The organism is Pseudomonas sp. S2_B10 (assembly GCF_054668425.1).
In genome coordinates this window covers 5,355,794-5,376,679 of sequence record NZ_CP162768.1, presented here as the reverse complement: position 1 = coordinate 5,376,679, position 20,886 = coordinate 5,355,794, and the positions used below count along the sequence as shown (strand labels likewise).

Here is a 20,886-nt window from a genome sequence, read left to right as displayed (position 1 = left end):
CTGTTTCAGCCCAAACGTGGCGCAGAGGATATAGGCCGCAGCGGCGATCAGACATTTATTTTGCAACCGGGTATCACCCCGCCCGCTTGTCCAAGGCAAAAAGAATGAACCCAACGCCCCTATCGTCGCCTAACGCACAGACCATCAGGAGCTAAGCCTATGCAAATCGAAACCGTGTGGATCGTATTGGCGGTCATTCTTGTGCTGATCGAGCTTTGGGCCATCAATCGGGTGCGTAAAAGCGAAGGGAAATCCAGTAGTAAAGGCGTGTGGATCGTGCTGATCGTGTTCGTGCCGCTGTTCGGCCTGATCGCCTGGGCACTGGCGGGACCCAAGCATGTCGGTCGCATTTCGCCTTCCCAGGCTAACCGGTGACCCACGGGCGCAGGCCCGTCTCAAGTATCACCACAGCCCGGCTTTTGCCGGGCTTGTTATATGCAATGCCCGCCACGCGGATTTCTTGCAGGCTGCACGAAAGCATTGTGCCTGCTTCGATGCCAGCCCTTGATTTAGAAGGGTTGCGCTTGATCGGCGAGTTGGCATGAGTCCTGCGATAGCCTCTTCCTGAATACACAGCAGCGCGAAAAAGAACGCTGTGTTCAATCCGTGAAAAGCAGAGGCCTCAAAAAATGAATGCCATCGACCTTCTCAAAGCCGACCATGAAAAAGTAAAAGCCATCCTCAGCCAACTGAGTGAGTCCACCGACCGTGCGCTGAAAAAACGCGTCGAGTTACTGGGCAAACTGGAAATGGAAATCACCATCCACACCCGCCTCGAAGAAGAGATTCTCTACCCTGCGTTCAAGGAAGCCGGCAGCAAGGAAGAAGACATCATGTACTACGAAGCCAAGGAAGAGCACCGCACCGTGGATTCGCTGGTGCTGCCTGATTTGAAGGAAACCGATCCGGGCAGCCCGGAATTTGCCGGTCGGGTCAAAGTGGTCAAGGAGCTGCTGGAGCATCACATCGAAGAGGAAGAAGAGGAAATGTTCCCGAAAGCGCAGAAGCTTCTGGGTAAGGCGAAGCTCGAGGAGCTGGGCGCACAGATGGAAGCCATGAAGGCGAGCCACAAAAAGGAAATGGCGGCCAACAAAATCGCTGCGTAAAGCGCTGAAGACACGGAAGCCCGGCAGCAATGCCGGGCTTTTTTTGTGCGCCCAAACAGGCCCCGGCTCCCACATTGGATATACGTATGTCCGGCAATTCCTGAGCAAGCCACGAAACCTGTGGGAGCGAGCCTGCTCGCGAAGGCATCAGGTCAGCCACATCATCCATGACTGACACTGCGCTTTCGCGAGCAGGCTCGCTCCCACACTGGATATACGTATGTCCGGCAATTCCTGAGCAAGCCACGAAACCTGTGGGAGCGAGCCTGCTCGCGAAGGCGTCAGGTCAGCCACATCATCTATGACTGACACTGCGCGTTCGCGAGCAGGCTCGCTCCCACAGGGCCAGTGTCGGTCTTGAGGCAGGTTGTTATCAAACCGCCCAAGGTGGCCTGGGATCGAATTTAGTTTCAATCCACTCCTTGAACGCCACCACTGCGGCCGCCGGAAATCGCGATGACGGTCTGACCAGATAAACACCGCCCGCCGAATCCAGATGCCAGTCGGGCAGCACGTGAATCAGCCGCCCTGCCGCCAGATCGCGGCTCATCAGCCAGTCGCCGGCACCGAGTATGCCGGCGTCGGCGCGGGCGGCGGCGAGCAGGGATTCGCTGTCGCTGGCGGTCAGGTTGCCGTGGGGCGTGATGATCTGCACCTCGTTGCCGCGATGCAGGCGCCACAGCGGGAACGAGGCCAGCCCACTGAAGCGCAGGCAATTGTGCTGCAGCAGATCCTGTGGTGTCTGCGGCATGCCATGGGCCTCGATGTACGTCGGTGATGCGCAAAGAATCCGCCGATGGTCACTGAGCTTTTTCGCAATCAGCCGATTGTCCTCAAGCTCGCCGATGCGGATAGCCGCGTCGAAACCCTGCTCGATGATGTCGACCAGGCCTTCGCTGTAATCGGCGATTACCGAAACATGCGGATGAGCCTTGAGAAATTCCGGCAGCAGCGGTCCCAGCCACAAGCGCCCCATCGCCGCCGGCAACGCCAGGCGCAAGGTGCCGCGCACTTCGCTGGCGCCCTGCAACGCTTGTTGCTGCGCTTCGTTCATCAACTCGACGGCCGCGCGCAAGCGTTGTTCAAGTTGCAGGCCGGCCTCGGTGATGCGCACGTGTCGCGTCGAGCGCTCCACCAATCGCACGCCCAGTCGCTTTTCCATCGCCGCCAGGCGCTTGGAAACAATGGTCGGATGGCGCTGCAACAAACGCCCCGCCGCGACAAACGAGCCTTGCGCGGCGACGGCCAGGAAAGCAGCGATTTCATCGCTGTGCGGGTTGCTCAGAACATCCAGAATCATGGTTTTAAAATGATCGCCCCTGATGATCTGCCCGATTCAAGATCGGCGTGCGCTTGTGCCACGTCGGCCAATGAATAACGCGCGCGAATTTGCGGGGTGATGATACCGGCGGCCACTGCGGCCAGCACATCTTGTGCGCGCTCCTGATATTCGGCTGTCGTAGCAGTGTGCGCGGCCAGCGACGGACGGGTCAGGAACAGCGAGCCCTTGGCGTTCAGCGTGGCCATTTCCACCGCCGCCGGCGCGCCGGTCTGCGCGCCGAACGAGACCATCAATCCGCGTGGGCGCAAGCTGTCCAGCGAGGCCTGAAAAGACACCCGACCAATCGGGTCATACACCACATCGACCTTGCGCCCCTCGGTGATACGCACCACATCGGCGGCGAGAGTCTCGGCATCGAACACCAGCACTTCGTCACAGCCCGAAGCGCGAGCCTTGTCGACACTGGCCTGCTTCGACACCACACCAATCACCGTTGCGCCAAGGTGTTTGGCCCATGGCACCATGATTTCCCCCAGACCTCCCGCGACACCGTAAAGCAGCATCGTCGTGCCCGGCCCGACCGGGTAAGTCGCCTTCAACAGATACTGCGCGGTGATGCCTTTGAACAAAACCGCCGCCGCATCTTCGAACGACAACTCATCGGGGATCTTCACCAGCCGCTCTGCCGGAAACAGCCGCGCCGAGGCGTAACCGCCCAAGGGGCCGGTGGCGTAAGCGACCCGATCACCGACGCGCACGTTGCTCACACCGGCACCGACCGCCGCCACCCGACCCGCGCCTTCCAGCCCCAGCCCCGACGGCAACGCCACCGGTACCGCACCTTTGCGCTGGCTGACATCGAGGTAATTGACGCCCACCGCCGCTTGCTCCAGCCAGACCTCGCCGGACCCGGGGGTCTGTTCGCTGACAGTGTGCAGTTGCAGGACGTCCGGTGCGCCGGTTGCGGTGAAGCGAATTGCGTTGGCCATGGTCATCTCCATTCATTCGTTAGCCGTTGAGCTCAGTCTGAAAGCTCAGCATTCAACGAACAACCCAACCTGAATGCAGTTCATTGCTGCATCTGATGCAGCTATGCGTGAATAAAAAAGGAGCGGCAGGTGCTGCCACTCCTCTTTGCAGAATCAATCGAACGCGCCGTTGAGCACCTCGTAGATCAGCCCGGTAGCCAGCGCGACGAGGATCAGGTCGGTGCCAACCTGTTGCCATTCGTAGCCGTCATAGTGAGGCAAATGGCCGAGCAGCCGCCCGTCCAGCTTCTTGGCGATGCCCGGTGGCAGCGGTTTGCCCCGCGCCAGATTCTTCTGAGCGCCAGGCGGCAGCGCTGGCCCCGGATTCCAGTATTCGCCGCGATAGCCGTCGACGATGCCGAGAATATTGCCGCGATCAATGCTCGGAGCACCGCCGCCATTGCCAGAGTGTTGCTGGCCTTTATTGCCATTGCCCTGACCGCCCCCACCCTGTTTACCATGATCCTGCATGTTCTGCGGTTTGCCCTTGCCGTTGCCCTGGCCGCCCTGCCCCTTGCCATTGCCGGGGTCAGCCAGTGCCGTCGTGCTGCCGATTACCAGCGCGAGGCAAGACAACGCGACAATCAATCTGCGAGCTTTTCTCATGTGCGATTCCTTCGGTTGGGGGATGCTCTCGAGTATGGGCGAATGTGCTCAGCTTAGTGGATTTCTTCTTGCTGACCACTCGGCCTTGCGTCAGGATTCCCACCCTCTCCACCCCTGATCGAAAAATCATGAATCGTCAAAAGAAGCTGCAGCAGTTGTTCAAGGAAAAAGCCAAAAAGGCCAATGCCAAACTGGCGCCGAAAAAGCCCAAATACATCTGCAAGGCCGACCGCCTGAAGCTGGAAGCCGAAGCCGCGCAGGCTTCAGTGGAAAATACCGAGAGCTGAGTCAGGCTTTCTGCCGCGACGTCAGCCACGTCATCAGCGCCGCCAGCACCAGCAATGCCGCGCTGGCGAAGAAGGTCAGCCGATAGCCACTGCCGTCGAACAGCAGACCACCGACGGTCGACCCCGAAGCGATCGACAACTGCACCACCGCCACCATCAGCCCACCGCCGGTTTCGGCATCGTCAGGCAGCGTGCGCGCCAGCCAAGACCACCAGCCTACCGGCGCCGCCGTGGCGATCAATCCCCACAAGCCCAGCAACACGAACGTCGCGACCACTGAACTGCCCATCCCAATGAGCGCCACTGCGATCATCGCCATCAACAGCGGGATGGCGATCACCACGCGATACAGCCCCTTCTTCAACACGGAACCGATGACCACGGTGCCGATAAACCCGGCCACACCAATGACCAGCAGAATCATCGACAGCACCGAAACATCGACCCGGGTCACGGTTTCCAGAAACGGTCGCAGGTAAGTGAACAGCACAAACTGGCCCATGAAGAACAGGCCGGCGCCGAGCATGCCGAATGCCACCCGGCGGCTTTTGAACAACGCAAAGACATTGCCTGCGCTGGACTTGCGCGGCGCGGCCGGCAGCGCGGGCAAGCTGATCCACTGCCAGAGCAGCGCAATCAACGCCACCGGTATCAGGCAGAAAAACGCCCCGCGCCAGCCAATCACGCTGCCGAGATAACTGCCCAACGGCGCAGCCACGACGGTCGCCAGTGCATTGCCGCCGTTAAAAATTGCCAATGCCTTGGGCACGCTGGCGGAGGGCACCAGACGCATGGCCAACGCTGCCGACATCGACCAGAAGCCGCCGATTACCACGCCGATCAATGCGCGACCGATCATGTAAACCGTGTAGTTGGGCGCCAGGCCCACGACTAGCCCAGACGCACACATCAGCGCCGTCAACAGCACCAACAGGCGCTTGCGATCCATCGAACCGGCAAGCCTGGTGATCGTCAGGCTGGTCAGCACCGCGAACGCGCCGGAGATGGCGATGCCGTAGCCGGCCAGGCCTTCGCTGATGCGCAAGTCCGTGGCCATGGGCGTGAGTAGACTGACCGGCATGAATTCGGAGGCGATCAGCGCGAAGACACACAAGGTCATGGCGAACACGCCGCTCCAGTACGCCGGTTGCTCGCCGGCAGTGGACACGCCCATGGGCTGGTTTGTCGGGTTGTCGATTGCTTGGGCCGTCATGCAAAAACCTGTTTGGAAGAACAAATGGTCGAGGCACTTCTGCCCCGCTACTCAGGCTGCAAAGCTTGACGGATCGGGCTTAACTTGATTAGTAGCGGTAATCTTCATGTGCTTTTGAGAAAAATTCAGCAATGAGCAACGCCAAAGTCAATGACCTGCAGGCCTTTCTGGCGGTGGCCCAGGATCAAAGCTTCACCAAAGCCGCTGCTCGCCTCGGCGTCACGCCTTCTGCGTTGAGTCATACGGTCCGCGCGCTGGAGCAGCGTCTGGGTATCCGCTTGCTGGCTCGCACGACGCGCAATGTCTCGCCGACCGAGGCTGGCGAGCGCTTGATGCATTCGATTGCGCCGCTGTTCGAGCAGATCAGCGCCGAGCTCGAAGCCCTTGGCGAATTGCGCGACAAGCCCAGCGGCATCATTCGGATTTCCTGCACGGACGATCAGATTGAGTTGTGCATTCGGCCGATGCTTGCAAAGTTTTTGCAGGACTATCCGGACATCACCTTGGAGTTTTACGTCGATTATGGTTTCACCAATGTGGTCAAGGAGCGCTTCGATGCTGGTATCCGTCTCGGTGAGTCAATCAGCAAAGACATGATCGCCGTGCGCATCGGCCCGGACTGGCGCCTGGCCGTGGTCGCCTCGCCCGATTACTTCGCTCGTCACCCGGCACCCGCCACGCCGCATCAGTTGACGGAGCACACCTGCATCAACATCCGCCATCAACCGGCCGGCGCGATATACGCCTGGGAGTTTGCGCACAAGGGTCAGGATTTCAGCGTGAAGGTCGATGGGCAACTGGTGTTCAACAGCATCATGCACGTGCTCAATGCCGCCGTGGATGGCATCGGCGTGGCGTACGTGCCCGAGCAATTGGTCGCGCCGTATCTGGCGGACGGGCGACTGGTGGAGGTGCTGGAAGAGTGGTGCCCGACGTTTCAGGGCTATCACCTGTACTACCCGAACCGGCGCCAGGGCTCGGCAGCGTTTGCAGCGTTTGTCGAAGCACTGAAATACAACCGCTGACAAACGCAACTCTTCAATCCAAGCCAAATCCCTGTGGGAGCGGGCTTGCCCGCGAAGGCGTCGGCACATTCAACCTCATCATCGCCTGACCCAGTGCTTTCGCGAGCAAGCTCGCTCCCACAATGGTCCGGGGCAAGGCCAAAATCTTCAGCGCAACCAAAATCCCCGTGGGAGCGAGCCTGCTCGCGAAGGCGCCAGATCAGATACATCCACATTGAATGACACACCGCTTTCGCGAGCAGGCTCGCTCCCACAATGATCCGGGTCAAGGCTACGTTTTCACAGGCTGGCTCACCACAGCGGCAAACCGAATCACCGCCGCACAACGACGAAGGGAGGCCCATTAAAGACCTCCCTTATCTCTCCCCGTCAGGATGTACCCAGACCCTGCGACAGATCCGAAGAAGACGGCCGCGCCGGATCCGGTTTGGTCTCGACTTCGGTTTGTTCAGTGGTTCGGGTCACCGTGTCACGCACGGCTTCATAACCTTCCTGAGCTTTTTGCTTGGCTTTGTCGACCATGCCAGCGCTGGTGCGGCCCATGTAGCGCTGTTCAGTGGAGGTGGTCGGCAACGCCGCGCCGAGCAAGGCACCCAAAGCGACCCCAGCGGCAGCCACCATCAGCGGTTGCTCCTTGAGCAGGTGACTGAACTGCTGGCCAAGCACTTGCGAATTACGCGACAGTCGATCACTGGCGTCATGCATCGCATGGCTCAGATTTTCCTTCGCCGCACCGACGTTTTCCCCGAGGTGGCTGGCCTTGCCTTTCAGCGACTGGTAGCCGTCCTTCAGCGAGTCAGTGGTCGAATGCAAATGCGCGCGCGCACTGTCGATGCCGTCGGCCAAACCATCGGCCCATTCGCCGGCCTTGTCTTGGTCCGGGCCGCTGCGATAGGTCGGCTGCGGCACCGGTGGGCGATTCTGGCTGATCATCAGCCAGAGCAGGCCCACGGAAGTCAGCACCGCTGGCACGGGATTATTGCGCACGCTGGTGCCGAGATTGGTGAAGAATGTCGAGCCGTTGCTCTGCATCATCCCCCAGGCCTGATCGATCATCTGCCCGGGGGTGAACTTGCTCTCCAGTTGATCGACGATGTTGCCGATGCTCGCGCGCTGCGCATCGATTTCGCGCTCGATCTGCTCCGGGCTTTTTTCCGCTTCGATATCCAGTTCGCTTTTCATGAGACTTTCCTCCGCAGCGCTTCCTGATCCTTGTTCAAGGCGTCGAGGGTGCGATCAGGTTTGAAGTGAGATGGCTCGAATTGCTTTTTCCCGGATTGCAGCATGGCGAAGCCGATGATCATCACCACCACGCCGACGATCAGCGCGGCCAGCCATGGCGCCATGAACATGCTCAGGCCGTACACCGCCGACATCAGCAGAATGATGAAGCCGGCGAGGAACACGATCGCGCCGCCGGCCACCGCAGCGATGCCCGCCTTCAGCGTGCTGAGGCTGTTGTGCAGTTCGGCTTTTGCCAGTGCCAGTTCCTTGGTGAACAAGGCCGGTACCTCGCGGGACAGTTGCCGCAACAGGCCGACCACGGAGGCGTCATCCGTTTGGCCGAGGGGCCTTGCCCCGCTCAGATCAGATTCATCTCTGTTCATCACAGTTCTCCTTTGGCGTCGGGTGCGTGCGGTACGGAAGCCGCGGCAAAATCAGCGGGGTGATCGCTGTCACTGGGCGAGGTCGGCGTGATGCCGGTGGCCAGTCCCGGATTGGCGTGGGTCGACGACGGCATCGACGATTCATAGGGTCGCTGCGCGCCGTAATCGGCTGGCGGTGGCGTCGAGGTGGAGCCCGCCGCCGGATCGTATTCGGCACTGACCGTCGCTGCTGCAGAGGTGCCTGCTTTGAGAAACCGCGACAGGCCGAAACCGATGGCAATGCTGCCGGCGATGAACAATCCCGGATTGCTGCGCGCCAGATCCGCTGCATCGTGCAGTAACTGCTCGGCACTCTTGCCGCGCAGATTGCCCGCCAGCCCGGTCATGGAATCCGCCATGTCGGTCAGGTAGTCGGACATACCCAGCGTGTCCTTGTCCTGCAGCTCCGAGACAAAGCTTTTCGCCCCTTGCGCCAAGGCTTCGATCTGCTCGGCCGCCGTGTCGCGATACTGGCCGAATTGCGCATCGGCCTGCTGCCGCGCACCGCCCAGTGCTTCGCTGACGTTGTCCTTCAAATGATCAAAATTTTGCTCAGGCTTGCCGTTGGGATCACCTGATTCATACCCTGACCTGCTGTCTGAAGTATTCATGTCGCCCCTCGCCTTCTCACTGAAAACGCAAAAACGGAGCTACACGGCAACATTGCCTCGAGCCCCCACATAGGAGATGACGGAGCAGCTTGCGCGAGAGTTCAAACAGGTTGATGAGCGTGCAGCATCAGGTCTGGATCAGCGACGAAAGGTTGCGCTTGGCAGGATTGTGTTGAGCTTCTGCGCCGGTCTGCGGTCAAGACAAGGCACGGGGGGGCATCCAGATGATGGCAGTGAAACCCTCAACGCCGCCGATAGATGGCAGAATCCCCACACCCTGATCACTTCGGAGACCGCAATGCTTCGCCTGTTTGAAGAAAGGCTCGACCCCTTCCCGCCCGACGAGGCGCCGCCACCGCCAGTCGGCCTGATGCGTTTCTTGTGGGCCTGCACCCGGGGCGCGCGCGGTTACATCCTGGCCTTCGCCCTGCTCAGCGCCAGCGTGTCGATCTACGAGGCATGGCTGTTTTCGTTCCTCGGGCAAGTGGTGGATCTGCTCTCGACCTGGCAATCCGGCGGCGCTGCTGGTGATGAGGAAAGCCGCGTGTTGTGGGGCATCGGCATTGTGCTGGTGGTCAGCATCGGGCTGGTGGCGCTGCGCACGATGGTCCAGCACCAGATCCTCGCGATCAATCTGCCGCTGCGTCTGCGCTGGGACTTCCATCGGTTGATGCTGCGGCAAAGCTTGTCGTTTTTCTCCGACGAGTTCTCCGGCCGGGTCACGACCAAGGTCATGCAAACCGCGCTGTCGGTACGCGAGGTGCTGTTTACCCTGATCGAAATCCTCCCCGGCATCGGCGTGTACTTCATCGCGATCATTGCGCTGGCCGGTGGCTTTGCGCTGAAACTGATGCTGCCGTTCCTGGCGTGGATCGTTTTGTTCGGGCTGGCGATGGTGTATTTCGTCCCGCGTCTGGGCAAGGTCGGCCAGGAACAGGCCGATGCACGCTCCTCGATGACCGGGCGGATTGCCGATGCCTACACCAACATCACCACGGTCAAACTGTTCTCGCACTCCAAGCGTGAAGCGCATTTTGCCCGTGCGGCGATGGAAGATTTCAAGCTCACCGGGTTCCGCCAGATGCGTCTCGTCAGCCAGTTCGAGATCGTCAATCAGGCGCTGGTGGTCGCGCTGATTCTCGGTGCCGGCGGTTATGCGTTGTGGCTGTGGCATCAGGGCGAAGTCGGCACCGGCGCTGTCGCGGCGATCACCGCCATGGCGTTGCGCATCAACGGCATGTCGCACTGGATCATGTGGCAAATGACTTCGCTGTTCGAAAACATCGGTACCGTGCAGGACGGCATGGCCACCCTGACCAGCGGCCCGAAAGTCCAGGACGCGCCGGATGCCAAAGTGCTGGAGCCGGCCGGCGGCGAAGTGGTTTTCGACAATGTCAGCTTCAACTACAACGGCGAACGCCAGGTGCTCGACGGCTTGACTCTGCACATTCGCCCCGGCGAAAAAATCGGCCTGGTCGGCCGCTCCGGTGCAGGTAAATCGACGCTGATCAACCTGCTGCTGCGCTTCTACGACGTTGATCGCGGCGAGATCCGCATCGATGGGCAGAACATCGCCGAGGTCACCCAGGACAGCTTGCGCAGCGTGATCGGCATGGTCACCCAGGACACGTCACTGCTGCACCGCTCGATCCGCGACAACATCGCCTACGGACGCCCGGACGCCACCGACGAAGACATCCACCGCGCTGCGGTGAACGCCCAAGCCGATGATTTCATCAGCCAGTTGAGCGACAAGCAGGGCCACAGCGGTTACGACACGCTGGTCGGCGAACGCGGCATCAAGCTCTCCGGCGGCCAGCGCCAGCGCATCGCCATCGCCCGGGTAATGCTGAAGAACGCGCCGATCCTGCTGCTCGACGAAGCCACCAGCGCACTGGACTCGGAAGTCGAAGTCGCGATCCAGGAAAGCCTCGATGAAATGATGCAGGGCAAAACCGTGATCGCCATCGCCCACCGCTTGTCGACCATTGCGGCGATGGACCGGCTGATCGTCATGGACGAAGGCCGCATCATCGAGCAAGGCACCCACGCGCAATTGCTCGAGAAGAACGGCACTTATGCGCGGCTGTGGCAGCACCAGAGCGGCGGCTTCCTCGGTGAGGATCGCGGTTTGGTTGAGGTGATGGAGGAGTGATCAGGCTGGAGGGCCGGGGCCGGCTCTCCATCGATTGGCCTAGATGGAGACGGGGCTTTCGGCACCAACCGGAAGCTTTACGCGAAACACGGTTCCGCCGTCCAGGTCAGAGCTGACCTCAATCGAGCCGGCATGCGAGGCGACGATTTCCGAAGCGATAAACAGGCCTAGACCGAGCCCGGCAACCGGCCCGTGATCAACCACGGAGCGCTGCGAGAACCGCCCCATCGGGTTGAAGATGAACGGCAATACATCCTCCGGGATCGGTTCACCGCCGTTATGTACGGTGAACACCGCGCAATCCTCGCGGACCTGCAACTCGACCGAGACCGGAAACTTATTGTCGCCGTGGGTCACCGCATTGCTGATGATGTTGGAAAAGACCTGTTCCATCCTGGCGCCATCGAAGGCTCCCATCACCGCTTCCTTCACATCGAACCGCACGTTGGCCTGCGGATGAAAGGCGCGGATTTCCTCGATCACCCGCTCGCATACAGGGCTGAGATCGATCAGGGATTTTTTCACCGGAATTCCCGGCCCCATCTGGCAGCGCGTCAGATCCAGCAGGTCGCCAACGATCTCGCTGGCGCGCTGCACGCTGGCGTAGATCTGCCGGGCCACCTTGCTAGTGCGTGGGTCGGCAGTCTCTGTACGCCGCAACATATCCGCACCAAGCAGAATCGCCCCCAGTGGCGTGCGCAAGTCATGGCCGAGAATCCCCAGAAACACATTGCGCGACGCCTCGACGGCGCGTGAATAGCTGGCAATCGACTCGGCGAGCGCCTGATCGATGGCTTCGTGAAAGCGTGTCATGTCGTCGACATTCACTGATTTGCCATCCTTGACCTGGCGCAGCCACTGGCTAAGCACGCTGGTTCGCAGCGCGCGGTATTCGGAAACCATCTGATCGATGGTGAAACCGGCCATCAGCCGCGTCACGGCGTGGGTTTCCGCAGCCGTTTCTTCATCGTCGCGCGGCGCATGCCCCTGGGCCTTGGCAATTTGCTCGCTGATGGTCTGCTTGCTCCGCAGATCGATAACGATGGCGCGCAACATCTGCTCGGCGTGATCGCGCAGTGCGACGTTATCGAGTTCCGCACCAGGTGTCTCAATGGTGCGGGCGAAATCTTCCCAGGCCTGCAGTATCGGCTCTAGGTTTTCGAGAATGAAATCTGGCAGGCGCATGGCTGTAGTCCGCAGGGGAAATCCATCAACGCCAGCAACTGAGCCGGCGCAGATTTCGGAAAGGGAAATTCAGGAGTACAGAAAGTACGGCTGAGGGGATGCAGCCTACCACCAAAGCGCTGGGCTAACGTCGGAGGAAAATCGGTATGCTGAAGAGGTTGCGGTCGGCATGAGATGATCGCTGCGCCCGCAACGAACGCCTCTGAAGCGACTACGGCTACGGACTCCTTGCGATGAGAGAAGTCCGTTTGAAGAGGTTATCCGTTGAGAGTCTTCACTCCAGGCATCGCTTGGGCGTCAGTCGAGTTTGCTCGGTGTTCGGCACCTCAGCATTCACATCCGTCTGTTTACGGCTGCTGAACTCGATCGGATAGGGCCCGGTCTGCGCCAGAGCTGCCTGCACACGGCTGACAAAGGCCGCGTCGTCCAGGGTGTAGAAAACCCACACCTGACGCTTTCCGCCGGTGACCGTGCACCCCCACTTTGCGAACCCATCCGCCGTTACGGCCGCCTTAATCAGGCGGTCTACCCGCATCATCCGCGCGGATTCCTTTGAACTCGGCAGGAAGCGATCCGACACGTATTTCCAGCTGATGCGAGCCTTGTAAGGAAATGCCCGGGTATCCTTGAGATTCAGGTCGGAAGGCATGCGAAAACTCGCTGGCATTGGGTCGTCAGGAAAATCAGACGGTTGGAAATCGCTGTCGCCTGTCACGGCCACTTGCCGTTGCGGATTGTCAGCAGGATCATCACTGAGCAGTATTCTGAGCGCTTCAGCGCGGCGCTCTTCCCGCTCGCTCACGCATTTGTTGTAGGCCGTTGTATGCGCTGGACCGGAATCCAGACACGGATCGCGCTCCACCAATTTTGGAGAATGGGAGCGCGTGCAGCCGGACGTGATCAGGCTTGCCAGCACCAATAAAACAACGGCTGGCCAGATTTCAGGGCGCAGGGAAGCGTGGGGAATGACTTTCAAGTGGCCTTCCTTGGATGAGTTGCAGTACGAGACATATGGAAAACGGCGCATTTTGCCTGCCACCCCTGCTCCATGAACAGGCCGAGGCGGAATTAATGTGGCAATTCATCACAAGCAGTGCTCGACCAGCCACAGCCGCTTCTGACGAACAGCCACATACTCACTCAGAGGCCTACGCTGGCTCCGCTGTCCGATACGCCAAAGTCGCCCCCCGGAAAAGCACCACCCTCAATGTGATACACGCTCGGCTCTGCGGAAAAATAATCCTCCAACCCCAGCATGAACCGCTGGTGGTCTTCACTCTGCTCAAACCCCGGCGAGTGATCCTCAAGTGACTGCCAGCGCACGATCAGATTGAACTGCTCGGGAGTTTCAATACCTTGCGCCAGCAAGTGGCCGCCGTATCCCTTGGCGCGGGTCAGCAACGGTTCGACTTCGGCAAATGCCCGTCGAAAGGCTTCAGTCTGTTGCGGGTGAACGGGCAGGACTGCGATTTCATAAACCATGATGCTTCTCCAAAATCAGTGAGCAGATTCAGACGATGAGCGAAGGCTCGACGGCGATGGCGATTTTTCCCAGCAGACCGTTGTTGGCGCTCTCCAGTCGAGCGTGGGCGAGCGGGATGTCGGCGAGCGAATAGACGGCGCCCACATGTGGCCGCAACTGGCCGCGCTCGACCAACGCGCTCAATTCATCGAGCTTGCCGCGATTCTGCCGGGTGAAGACGAAGTGGTAGCTGGCGTTCTTGCCCCAGGCCTGGACGAGGTTTTGTGGCTGCGCGATGTCGACGATCGAGACCACGCGGCCAAGCTGAGCGAGCACGTCGGCGCTGCGGGACAGGGTATCGCCGCCGATGGTGTCGAACACCACATCAACGCCATGCCCGGCGGTTTCGCGCATGATCGCTTCGACGTAGTCCTCTTGGGTGTAATCGATCACCACGTCAGCGCCCAGGCTGCGGACGAAATCGGCGTTGGCCTCGCGCACGGTCGTAAAGACCTTGGCGCCCATGGCTTTGGCCACCTGAATCGCCACATGGCCGACGCCGCCCGCGCCGCCGTGGATCAGAATGCTTTCGCCAACGCGGAGCACGGCGCGCACGGTCAGCGCTTCCCAAACCGTACCGCCGACCAGACTCAGACTGGCCGCCTCGAGGTGGCTCAGTGACGCAGGCTTTCTGGCGATGATGCTTTCGGCTGCGACGTGGTACTCGGCATAGCTGCCCTGCCCGTCGAATATCTGCGGCGTGTACCAGACTTCGTCGCCCGGCGCGAAAGCGCTGACGCCCGGGCCGATGGCCTCAACCACACCCGACACGTCGTGACCGGTAATGGCTGGAAGCGGCACCAGGTCGGGATAGTCACCGCGGCGAACCTGGTAATCCAGCGGATTGATGGAAGTGGCGTGCACTCGGACCAGCACTTGGCCCGCTTGCGGAACCGGTTTGGGCACATCGTTGAGTTCGAACGAATCAGGGCCGCCGAAGGATTTCAAAATCATCGCTTTCATGGAAAACCTCGTATCGATAAAGAGGGATATCGAGAATTCTCGATATCCTGTAGTAAAAAAATTTACAGCTCTTTCCCTATGATCTCTGCAAGCGCGCTGATTGCTGCCTCATTGCGTTTGTAGTAGGTCCATTGACCGATGCGCCGCACCTCCACCAGCCCCACCCGCTGCAAAGTGGCCAGATAACTCGACACCGTCGACTGCGACAGGCCGATACCTTCCTGGATACTGCTGACGCAGACACCCTCAACGAGAACGTCACCCTCATCCTGCGGGGGGAAGTTCTTCACGGGATCCTTCAGGCCTTCAAGGATCTTGAGGCGCGTCGGGTTCGAGAGGGCTTTGAAGATTTCGATCAGTTCCATGCGCCGAGGATATCGAGATTATTCGATATGTCAATGCCCGCGTGCAAAGCGTCCAGATAATAGCGAGCAGTCACACCACCAGCCATCAGCAGTGACTACTCTATTCAGGACATGGGAAGCGCGCTGCCTTATCAGTCGAGACCAATGCGGTTCGCTAGTAAATTAAGAGGCCGTTAGCGTTAGGGCCAATGAGGCACTATTTACCATGATCGGTTGGAAGTCGCATCATCATTGACTCTGTAAGAAATATGAAAATTCGCTTTTTGAAACCGGTTTCGACCAACAGGTATGTGTCATTTACGTTCAAAAGCACATGAACCTGCCCTCGAAATCTCTCGCTCTCGAAATTAACCAAGTCTTCAGTCATCATTTTGTCAAATCGCAGCATTCCTGTATAAAAAGAAATTGCCACAACTGATCCAGCGAGCAAATAACTGTAGTCACGCATTAGCGACCTTCTAAGAGCGATTCTTTTTTTATCAAGGATTCGTTGAATCTGGGTTTTAGGGCGAATAAGTATACCGGACTTCAATATAGACGCTATAACCACACCAATGACACCCATCCATGTTAGTTGGCCGACAGTTGAAAAATCAAAATCCAGATATGCAAAATTGAACATGACAGTGAATATCAGAAAAAAGAAGACCCAGTAAATCAGCTTTTCTGCAATATTGGTTTCTCTGTGCATTTTTTTGGCAGGTTTAGCTAACCATTTGGGAAATCGTTTACTTGCCGCGATTGTTAACGCTGCTAGAGGAGCGAGTGCAGAATAGTAGAACTGAGAAATTGCAAAGGAAAAAACCTTAGTAACCATATAGCAAAACATCACATAGAAGGTGAATGTCGCTACAAAGCTCGTAACAAACCTCAGCGAGGCTACTGATACTATCTCAAACGGCACCTCTATAAGAAACCCAATGTAATGAACCGTACCCAATGAGAGAAACGCCATTACTGCCTTTAGCATTGAGATGAAGGTTTTATTTTTCGGTAACTTTGCGTGTGCCAAAATCTGTTTTAGCAATGGAAAATCTCTGCAGTCATGAACGTGGTAGGAAATTCGTTAAAAGCGTATTGGGGTTTTAAGCTTCCCTCAGTAGATAACCATTACAACATGGCCGCGCGGCCTTGAGCCATTACCTAGAGCGGTTGTTTTTCAGCAGCGGTTGGGGTTGGGGGTTGCGCTACTGGCGGTTCCGCATGCGCCGCTTTACCTGCAGGAACGCATCCTGGAAAGGGCTTTGCAGGATTGGAATGTCGGAGGCGGGCAGATTTTTTGTATTTTCTCCAGTCAGAAACTGTTACCGGCGAAGGCCCGGGCTTTGGTGCGGTTTCAGGGCAATTTCCGGCGCCGTGAGATCAATCAGCAATGATTGCCACTCGGAAATCGCCGGATGCACTTTCCAGTTTGAATTATCCGTGCAGAAACGGACTTAATACCGCACTTTGAATACTCATGATGAAGACCACGCTTATCGCCGCCTCCGCAACGGTCATGACCAAGACCATTCTAAACACCGCAAGCTTATGGTTTGACCAGGCATTGACTAGCAATGCCCAAATCCGCTTGGCACCACGCATGTCTTCCGTAGCAACCATAGCGCTTGCTTTGTTACCTTTGAACTCCTCGAGCGACTCTTCGAGAAAAGTCGACAAGTTCGCAATAAGCGATATAAAGAAAACCAACATGCACATCGCAAACGGTAGCGTCCGCTTTAAACCAGCGAGGCTGAGATCGAACTTTCCAAGATCTAATTTACTACCAGCCACTAATGCGATTGTCAGCATAATTATTTGCGGCGTGAGATTGCGCAGGAAATCCAACAACGGTTTACGACCAAGACCAAAGAACATGAATCCTCCTTAAAAATAGCCAGCCATTCTCTCAAAGAATAGAACTCGATGACCACCGATTACCATCAGTCCTTTTGCTAGTTTGACGAGCTGGGAAATAACGTCAAATATCAAAATCCAAACGCATATAAAATCGGGAGCGGACTGATGAAATATCCGCCCTTCGATCAAATCGTTATCGAGTAAATATCAGGACTCGACAAACTCCTTTTCAATCATGCATGCAATCAACCACACCAACGCCGCAGGCAGGATCCAAGTGAGCACGACAAGGACCAGAACCACAGCAACTTCCAGCGGACTTTGGCTCTGAAAAGAGTTTGAATATGATGAAAACATAGTTGCAGAGAACAAAAATAACCCCAAAACGACTTGAAAGAACAGAATTCCAAACGCGTTACCATGCTCCCGCAGATGTCTATATGAGTCCACGATACCCCCTTTCGCGCTCGATCGCTTGTCCGCCAGTTTTTCATAAAAGGCGTACAGGTCTGAGCTTCGCAAAAGACATTTGACTATTATAAAGAACTGCGCCAAAACCACAGCCACTGCCAGAAAAATCACGACAGCAAACCAAATTCTCAGCAGGGCACTCATTGCACTCAATGAGAGAAATGCAACTGGAATGATCGAGGTCAATCCCAAAAACCACACCACCGACTTGCTAGGGCGTTGCAATCGGAGTGTGGAGCGCTGAATAAGGAACCGGCCAGCGTGGAGAACTAAAATAGGTGCACTCGCCACATAAGAGAAAACCAACCCAGCCGCCAGGAAAATTCCGACCTGAATGAGATCGATGGGTTCTCCAGCTTTAACGAACACAAGACTTGAAATGGGTTGACTTTGTTGAACGAGCAAAAACAGAATCAACCCGCCTAAAACGGCGCCTACGCTATACCTAAGAGCGTAGAACTCCCAGAATCGTGATGAGCTTTCATCTTTTTGGTCCATTTGTTCCTCCTTGATTGGTGAAGACGTTCCAATAGCCCACAATAATGGCATTAAGCCGCTATACAGTAAACCCATGCGCGCGGCGCTCTGCCAAGCAAGTGATTACGTATCAGCATCTAAAAAAGCGAAATGCGAACGACATCAGTGAAGAACAGCCGCGCCTCTGCTCGCTAGCGATTCTGCGTAACATTCACGTTCATCAGTTTGAGGCATCCAGCAATACCCACAACCGCACGATTTTCCCTTCGCTGATTTCCGCCACGTCGACACCGCTGACAACAGTTGGCCCATCGCCCGGGCCCGCATGCCAGCGCAGGTAACCCAAGCCATGATGCCCAACCGCCGGCCCCTCCGGAACAAAAACGAAGTCCGGCCCGAACTGATCCAGCAACGCACCGGCCACTGCCGAAATCGCCGCTTGCCCGGTGACGATGCCAGCCGGTTCATACATCGTCGGTGCTTCTGCAAAAAGCTCCTGCACCGCCGCCAAGCGCCTTTGTGCATCGCGTTGGTTGAACACCCGCTGCAGATTGGCCCGTAGCAAGGCGTCGTAGTTTTCAACTTCATCAGTATTTCGCGAATCTGAGCCAGCCATTTTTGATTCCTCGATTTGTGTGTGAAGCCCGGTTGCCCGGGCTCAGCGATTAACCATGTTTGACCAGGTTCAAGGCTGGCAGCGGTCCGCCCGGAAACTGCGCAAGCATTCCCTGCTGCACACCGCCGAGATCGATGCCGTAAAAACCCAATTGATCAATCAGCTCTGCAACTTGGGTTTTGCTCGCGGCATCTTCACCGGAATAAAACAGCACACGCTTGCCGCCCTCGGCGGTGGGATCGCTCAGCAGAGCCGCGAGCAGGTGGTTGAAGGCCTTGACCACGTGCGCACCGGGCAGCATCTGCGCCACCACTTGCGAAGACGGCTGGCCGCCCAGATCGAAAGGCTTGAACAGCGGCGCTTCAATGGGGTTGTTGGCATCGATCACGATGCGCCCATCCCAAGGCCCGAGATCGCGCACCGCGTCAGGGATTTTCGACCAGTTCACCGCCAGAAAAACGATGTCCGCCTGGCTTGCTTGCTGAGCCGTCACCGCTTGTGCGAGTGGACCCAATTCGTCGACCAAACCGGCAAGGCTCTGCGGCCCGCGGCTGTTGGCCAGGCTGACCGGCAGGCCTGCGTTGACGAGCAACCGAGCGATGGCGGTGCCGATGGAGCCTGTACCAATGATGCTGATAGTCATGATGCTCTCCTTACGCGGTGAAGCCGCCGTCGACGATTAATTCTGCGCCGGTGACAAACCCTGCCTCTGCACTGGCCAGGTACGCCACCGCACTGGCGACATCCTTGCCCTCTCCGTACCGCCCCATGGCGATGTTCGGGCGTAGGAAGTCCGCAATAGGCCCGTCGGCCGGGTTCATGTCGCTGTCGGTCGGGCCGGGATGGACGGTGTTCACAGTGATGCCGCGCGGCCCCAGATCGCGCACCAGTCCACGACTGAAACCGGTCAGCGCACCTTTGCTCAGGGTGTAGACGGAGGCGGTAGCGAACGCAGCGTATTGCACCATCGAGCTGCCGATGTGAATGATGCGGCCGCCCTGCCCCATGTGTTTGAGCGCTTGCTGAGTGGCGACGAAGACGCCGGTCACGTTCACCGCAAGGATGCGTTGAAAGTCCTCAAAGACGATGTCCTCGGGGGCACCGAGCAGGCTGATACCAGCGTTGTTGACCAGAATGTCGATCTTGCCAAAACGCTGTGCAACCTCGGCAATCGCAGCACGTACAGCCTCGGGGTTGCCCGCATCGGCCGCCAGCGCCACAGCCTGGCCGCCCGCCGCAACGATTTCCTGCACGACCGCTGCGGCGCGATCTGGCGATGCGTTGTAGGTGATAGCGACGGTTGCGCCATCTGCCGCGAGCCGTTTGGCGATGGCTGCGCCGATGCTGCGTGAGCCACCGGTAACGATGGCGATTTTGCCGGTCAGTGGAAGCGTGGATGTGTTCATGGTCGAGCCTCTGGGTGGTTGAAGTTGATGAGGCTATGAGACGCTTTTTGATCTTCCACCAGTAGTGGAAGACAACTAGAATCACTTTCAATCATTAGTTGAAGGTGCGCGGATGGAAACGTTGGGTAATTTGCTCTCATTCGTGCGCAGCGCCGAGGCAGGAAGCTTCTCTGCGGCGGGGCGCCGCCTGGGCCTGACACCCGCGGCGGTCAGCCGCAATGTCGCGCAATTGGAGGCTAACCTCGGCGTACGCTTGTTTCAGCGCAGCACGCGCAAACTCACGCTGACCGAAGCGGGAGAACGCTTTCTGGCCAATGTCGGTTCAGGACTGGAAAGTGTTCAAGCGGCGATCGCCGATGTGGCCGGCAATGCCGGAGAGCCTTCCGGCACCCTGCGTCTAAGTGCGGCACCGGGTTTTGCCAGGGATTTCCTGCTGCCGCTGATGCCGGAATTTCTCAATCGATATCCCGCCGTGATCCCCGAATGGCATGTCGACAATCGCCAGGTCGATCTCATCGCGGACGGCTTTGATGCGGCTATCGGCGGCGGCATCGAACTCGCGCAAGGTGTGGTCGCCAGAGCCATCGCCCCGGCGCATCTGATTCTGGTGGCCTCGCGGGAGTATCTGTCGGGGCGCCCGCGCGTCCAGCGCATTGAAGAGCTGTCGACGCTGAATCACCTGGCCATGCGCTCGGTGCAGACCGGCAAGGTGCGCAGCTGGATGTTGCAAGGCCCCGACGGGCAACGAGCGCCCCTCGAGTTGACGCCGCGCCTGTTGGTCAACGATCCGCAAGCGCTGTGTCAGTGCGCGCGACTGGGGTTGGGGGTTGCGCTGTTGGCAGTTCCGGATGTTTTGCCTTATCTGCAGGACGGTACGCTGGAAAGGGTTTTGCCCGATTGGTATGTCGATGCAGGGCAGATCTATTTGTACTTTTCCAGCCAGAAACTATTGCCAGCAAAAACCCGGGCTTTTGTGGATTTTCTGGTCGGTCAGGCTCGAGAGGATGGGTGGGCAATTCGACTCGATGCTCGGGTTTAACGAGCAAGTTATACGACCTCTAAGATCTAAGCAGCACCACAACC

Annotated in this window: 24 protein-coding genes; 6 read left to right on the top strand and 18 right to left on the bottom strand. The window is 58.1% G+C overall.

Annotation, left to right across the window (positions count from 1 at the left end):
• Window positions 1-159: 159 nt before the first annotated feature.
• Both AB4O45_RS24030 and AB4O45_RS24025 read left to right on the top strand, forming a co-directional pair.
• Complete coding sequence (locus AB4O45_RS24030; RefSeq protein ID WP_041480553.1) at window positions 160-375, top strand: PLD nuclease N-terminal domain-containing protein; 216 nt, start codon at window positions 160-162, stop codon at window positions 373-375.
• A 254-nt stretch (window positions 376-629) separates the two neighbouring features.
• Window positions 630-1,106 (top strand): hemerythrin domain-containing protein, encoded by a 477-nt coding sequence (locus AB4O45_RS24025; protein ID WP_016774305.1) that lies wholly within the window; start codon window positions 630-632, stop codon window positions 1,104-1,106.
• A gap of 373 nt (window positions 1,107-1,479) precedes the next feature.
• Here AB4O45_RS24025 and AB4O45_RS24020 read toward each other — a convergent pair whose 3' ends face one another.
• The 3 genes from AB4O45_RS24020 to AB4O45_RS24010 all read right to left on the bottom strand — a co-directional run bounded on the left by AB4O45_RS24020 (window position 1,480) and on the right by AB4O45_RS24010 (window position 4,022).
• Complete coding sequence (locus AB4O45_RS24020; RefSeq protein WP_460160649.1) at window positions 1,480-2,406, bottom strand: LysR family transcriptional regulator; 927 nt, start codon at window positions 2,404-2,406, stop codon at window positions 1,480-1,482.
• The gene (locus AB4O45_RS24015; RefSeq protein ID WP_460160648.1) at window positions 2,403-3,377 is read right to left on the bottom strand and encodes a quinone oxidoreductase family protein; all 975 of its coding nucleotides are present in this window, start codon (window positions 3,375-3,377) and stop codon (window positions 2,403-2,405) included. Before AB4O45_RS24015 ends, AB4O45_RS24020 begins: the two co-directional genes overlap by 4 nt.
• 153 nt (window positions 3,378-3,530) lie before the next feature.
• On the bottom strand, window positions 3,531-4,022 hold the full coding sequence (locus AB4O45_RS24010; RefSeq protein WP_460160647.1) for an anti-virulence regulator CigR family protein: 492 nt from the start codon (window positions 4,020-4,022) through the stop codon (window positions 3,531-3,533).
• Window positions 4,023-4,150: 128 nt separating this feature from the next.
• On the opposite strand from AB4O45_RS24010, the gene AB4O45_RS24005 reads away from it, so the two are divergent.
• On the top strand, window positions 4,151-4,309 hold the full coding sequence (locus tag AB4O45_RS24005; protein WP_081932631.1) for a DUF2986 domain-containing protein: 159 nt from the start codon (window positions 4,151-4,153) through the stop codon (window positions 4,307-4,309).
• Between the two features lies 1 nt (window position 4,310).
• Here the strand turns inward: AB4O45_RS24005 and AB4O45_RS24000 are convergent, their stop codons facing one another.
• Window positions 4,311-5,522, bottom strand: coding sequence for an MFS transporter (locus tag AB4O45_RS24000; RefSeq protein WP_460160646.1), 1,212 nt, complete (start codon window positions 5,520-5,522; stop codon window positions 4,311-4,313).
• Window positions 5,523-5,653: 131 nt separating this feature from the next.
• Here AB4O45_RS24000 and AB4O45_RS23995 point away from each other — a divergent pair, with 131 nt between their 5' ends.
• Complete coding sequence (locus AB4O45_RS23995; protein WP_460160645.1) at window positions 5,654-6,547, top strand: LysR family transcriptional regulator; 894 nt, start codon at window positions 5,654-5,656, stop codon at window positions 6,545-6,547.
• 369 nt (window positions 6,548-6,916) lie between these two features.
• On the opposite strand, the gene AB4O45_RS23990 is transcribed toward AB4O45_RS23995, so the two are convergent.
• Genes AB4O45_RS23990 through AB4O45_RS23980 form a run of 3 tightly spaced genes read right to left on the bottom strand, consistent with a single transcriptional unit; the run spans window position 6,917 to window position 8,804 of the window.
• On the bottom strand, window positions 6,917-7,729 hold the full coding sequence (locus tag AB4O45_RS23990; RefSeq protein WP_150635647.1) for a DUF3618 domain-containing protein: 813 nt from the start codon (window positions 7,727-7,729) through the stop codon (window positions 6,917-6,919).
• Window positions 7,726-8,154, bottom strand: a complete 429-nt coding sequence (locus AB4O45_RS23985; RefSeq protein WP_052392217.1) for a phage holin family protein — start codon at window positions 8,152-8,154, stop codon at window positions 7,726-7,728. Before AB4O45_RS23985 ends, AB4O45_RS23990 begins: the two co-directional genes overlap by 4 nt.
• Window positions 8,154-8,804 carry a hypothetical protein gene (locus tag AB4O45_RS23980; protein ID WP_460160644.1) on the bottom strand — a complete coding sequence of 217 codons (651 nt, stop codon included), beginning with the start codon at window positions 8,802-8,804 and terminating at the stop codon, window positions 8,154-8,156. The genes AB4O45_RS23985 and AB4O45_RS23980 overlap by 1 nt, the downstream gene beginning before the upstream one ends.
• 298 nt (window positions 8,805-9,102) lie before the next feature.
• Here AB4O45_RS23980 and AB4O45_RS23975 point away from each other — a divergent pair, with 298 nt between their 5' ends.
• Entirely contained in the window at window positions 9,103-10,959 is a 1,857-nt protein-coding gene (locus tag AB4O45_RS23975) for an ABC transporter ATP-binding protein (RefSeq protein ID WP_256808792.1), read from the top strand.
• A gap of 39 nt (window positions 10,960-10,998) precedes the next feature.
• On the opposite strand, the gene AB4O45_RS23970 is transcribed toward AB4O45_RS23975, so the two are convergent.
• The 11 genes from AB4O45_RS23970 to AB4O45_RS23920 form a co-directional block, all read right to left on the bottom strand.
• Window positions 10,999-12,144, bottom strand: coding sequence for a sensor histidine kinase (locus AB4O45_RS23970; RefSeq protein WP_256808794.1), 1,146 nt, complete (start codon window positions 12,142-12,144; stop codon window positions 10,999-11,001).
• 274 nt (window positions 12,145-12,418) lie between these two features.
• Window positions 12,419-13,120, bottom strand: a complete 702-nt coding sequence (locus AB4O45_RS23965) for a DUF695 domain-containing protein (RefSeq protein ID WP_056784847.1) — start codon at window positions 13,118-13,120, stop codon at window positions 12,419-12,421.
• 164 nt (window positions 13,121-13,284) lie between these two features.
• The gene (locus tag AB4O45_RS23960) at window positions 13,285-13,626 is read right to left on the bottom strand and encodes an antibiotic biosynthesis monooxygenase family protein (RefSeq protein WP_150635651.1); all 342 of its coding nucleotides are present in this window, start codon (window positions 13,624-13,626) and stop codon (window positions 13,285-13,287) included.
• Between the two features lie 28 nt (window positions 13,627-13,654).
• On the bottom strand, window positions 13,655-14,629 hold the full coding sequence (locus AB4O45_RS23955; protein ID WP_236169179.1) for a zinc-dependent alcohol dehydrogenase family protein: 975 nt from the start codon (window positions 14,627-14,629) through the stop codon (window positions 13,655-13,657).
• Between the two features lie 62 nt (window positions 14,630-14,691).
• Window positions 14,692-14,994, bottom strand: a complete 303-nt coding sequence (locus tag AB4O45_RS23950; RefSeq protein WP_024012559.1) for an ArsR/SmtB family transcription factor — start codon at window positions 14,992-14,994, stop codon at window positions 14,692-14,694.
• Between the two features lie 196 nt (window positions 14,995-15,190).
• A complete protein-coding gene (locus tag AB4O45_RS23945; protein WP_236169178.1) occupies window positions 15,191-16,021 on the bottom strand; it encodes a hypothetical protein in 831 nt (276 codons plus the stop codon).
• Window positions 16,022-16,410: 389 nt separating this feature from the next.
• Window positions 16,411-16,851: a hypothetical protein gene (locus tag AB4O45_RS23940; protein WP_236169177.1), complete on the bottom strand. Its 441-nt coding sequence runs from the start codon at window positions 16,849-16,851 to the stop codon at window positions 16,411-16,413.
• Between the two features lie 189 nt (window positions 16,852-17,040).
• On the bottom strand, window positions 17,041-17,802 hold the full coding sequence (locus tag AB4O45_RS23935; protein WP_236169176.1) for a hypothetical protein: 762 nt from the start codon (window positions 17,800-17,802) through the stop codon (window positions 17,041-17,043).
• 199 nt (window positions 17,803-18,001) lie between these two features.
• Window positions 18,002-18,397, bottom strand: a complete 396-nt coding sequence (locus tag AB4O45_RS23930) for a nuclear transport factor 2 family protein (RefSeq protein ID WP_236169175.1) — start codon at window positions 18,395-18,397, stop codon at window positions 18,002-18,004.
• 49 nt (window positions 18,398-18,446) lie between these two features.
• On the bottom strand, window positions 18,447-19,043 hold the full coding sequence (locus tag AB4O45_RS23925) for an NADPH-dependent F420 reductase (protein WP_236169241.1): 597 nt from the start codon (window positions 19,041-19,043) through the stop codon (window positions 18,447-18,449).
• 7 nt (window positions 19,044-19,050) lie between these two features.
• Window positions 19,051-19,803, bottom strand: a complete 753-nt coding sequence (locus AB4O45_RS23920; protein ID WP_236169174.1) for a 3-oxoacyl-ACP reductase family protein — start codon at window positions 19,801-19,803, stop codon at window positions 19,051-19,053.
• Between the two features lie 112 nt (window positions 19,804-19,915).
• Here AB4O45_RS23920 and AB4O45_RS23915 point away from each other — a divergent pair, with 112 nt between their 5' ends.
• Window positions 19,916-20,842 (top strand): LysR family transcriptional regulator, encoded by a 927-nt coding sequence (locus tag AB4O45_RS23915; RefSeq protein ID WP_095179622.1) that lies wholly within the window; start codon window positions 19,916-19,918, stop codon window positions 20,840-20,842.
• Window positions 20,843-20,886 lie beyond the last annotated feature (44 nt).